General features: G+C 64.2%; 3 protein-coding genes. 2 read left to right on the top strand and 1 reads right to left on the bottom strand.

What is annotated here, in order from left to right:
- The coding region (locus JYJ84_RS34790; RefSeq protein WP_205190138.1) for an AAA-associated domain-containing protein at positions 1-934 on the top strand (934 nt) is incomplete at its 5' end.
- A gap of 292 nt (positions 935-1,226) precedes the next feature.
- Entirely contained in the window at positions 1,227-1,697 is a 471-nt protein-coding gene (locus tag JYJ84_RS34785) for a hypothetical protein (RefSeq protein ID WP_122945994.1), read from the top strand.
- Between the two features lie 142 nt (positions 1,698-1,839).
- Here JYJ84_RS34785 and JYJ84_RS34780 read toward each other — a convergent pair.
- The coding region (locus JYJ84_RS34780; RefSeq protein WP_205190137.1) for a hypothetical protein at positions 1,840-2,185 on the bottom strand (346 nt) is incomplete at its 5' end.

Here is a 2,185-nt window from a genome sequence, read left to right as displayed (position 1 = left end):
GCTGGCCGCGATCGACCTGATCGGTCTCGACGGCTTCGAGAACGCGTATCCGCGCGAGCTGTCGGGCGGCATGCGCCAGCGCGTGGGCTTTGCGCGCGCGCTCGTCGTCGATCCGACGATCCTGCTGATGGACGAGCCGTTCTCCGCGCTCGACGTGCTGACCGCCGAGACGCTGCGTACCGACCTGCTCGACCTGTGGACGCAGGGCCGGATGCCGATCAAGTCGGTGCTGATCGTCACGCACAACATCGAGGAAGCAGTGTTCATGTGCGACCGGATCCTCGTGCTGTCGTCGAACCCGGGCCGCGTGATCGCCGAGATCAAGGTGCCGTTCAAGCATCCGCGCAACCGTCTCGACCCGGCGTTCCGCAAGCTGGTCGACGACATCTACGCCAAGATGACGGCGCGCCAGACCGGTGAAGCGACGAAGAAGGGGCTGGAGCTCGGCAGCTGGCTGCCGCAGGTGTCGACCAACCTGATGGCCGGCCTGATCGAGACGCTCGCGATGGCGCCGTACCACGGCCGTGCCGACATGCCGGAAATCGCGCGCACGCTGCATCTGGAGGTCGACGACCTGTTCCCGATCGCGGAAGTGCTGCAGTACCTCGGCTTTGCCGACGTGCGCGAAGGCGACGTGTTCCTGACGCCGCCGGGGCGCGTGTTCGCGGAATTCGGCACGCAGGAGCGCAAGCTGATGTTCGCGGATCACCTGCTGAAGCACGTGCCGCTCGCCGCGCGGATCAAGAAGGTGCTGAACGAGCGCCCCGGCCATCGTGCGCCGCGCGTGCGCTTCGAGCAGGAGCTGGAGGATTTCCTGTCGGACGGCGCCGCCGAGGAGACGCTCGACGCTGTGATCGACTGGGGCCGTTACGGCGAGATCTTCTCGTACAACGACCAGACGGAGATTTTCAGTCTCGAGGACGTCGAGTCCTGAAGTCGGGTGGGGCATTCGGGCGCATGTCGCCTGAATGCCGGTTGCACGGTTTCATTCGACCGCTTCGGGTCAATGCGAACGCGGTCTATCCCTGGCGCCGGCAACGGGCGCCCGGTTCGTTGGCCGAGCAAAAGGCGCTGAGTCCGTCGTGGCCGGGACGTTTGCCGGCGACGCGCATCGATGATGCGTTGAAATGCTGGCGGGCTAGTGCCGGAGGCTGGTGCAACGAATCCCTTCGATTGCAGGGCTGATTCGATGCCTTCGAACCTCGTCAGCGATCCAAAGGGCACCCATGAGCGAGAAGAAGGGGCTGTATGCGGTCGCAGCGGAACAGTACGATCTGGTGCTTGTATCCGTTCTCGATTCTCCGCGCCCACACGTGTTTCGTGCTCGGGTCGAACGCGTCTATTCCGTTGGAAAAGGCATTGCACCGGACCATCTCGGGGCAGAGATCGAGTTCGTCGGCGGTCCGCCGACTTGGGGTAACGTGCCGCTGGAGGTCGGGGAGCGTGCTCTCATGTTCGTCAGAACGCTATCCGGGTTGTTCCACGAGCATGCGTGGCGCGGACACATGGTTCTGGAGGAAATCGCGGGCGGAACGTATGCCAGGTTGCACATTCCGGAGATGTGGCTGAGGGATGAATTGCCCGTCGACGTCAGGGCCGCGTCGAGTCCGCATCCGACGAGGCGGAATGCGTCGATCGTCAGGTTCAGCGTGCTGGAGCGCTACCTGGGCGATCTGATCGGGAAAGCCGTCCGCTGAGCCGGATCGATTATCCGGAATCCGGACGATGCGCTGCCCGCCGGGATCAAGGGCAGGGTGATGCAGCGTCCCGTCCATATGTCACGATGATCAATCGTCGAAGTCCGGGGCGACAGGGGCATGCATGATGTGCACCGGCCTCTTACTGCAAATTCCCCCACCGATCGACCGCCGGTTCCGCCGACGCCCACTTCCAGTGCGCGCCTTGCTGGCACGCATTCGCGAAATACCAGTCGGCCTTGTCGCCATCCTTCACCGAGAACGCGAATTCCTTGCACATCGCGAGCGCCGACGAGTACGCGCGCGTGACGCGCACTTCGCCTTCGCCGTTTTCCAGCGGCAGCGTGTTCTTCACCTTCCACGGCTTCACTTCGCCGACGGCCAGGCTGCCGGCCGTCTTCGCGATTGCGTCCTGCTGGTTTTGATGGAGCTGCTTCATCGTGCGGTTGACGGCTTCGTCGGTCGCGGCCTGCACGGCAATGCCGACC

The organism is Burkholderia sp. LMG 13014, from assembly GCF_905232215.1.
In the GTDB taxonomy this organism is placed as follows: domain Bacteria; phylum Pseudomonadota; class Gammaproteobacteria; order Burkholderiales; family Burkholderiaceae; genus Burkholderia.
This window is presented reverse-complemented; position numbering and strand designations above follow the sequence as displayed.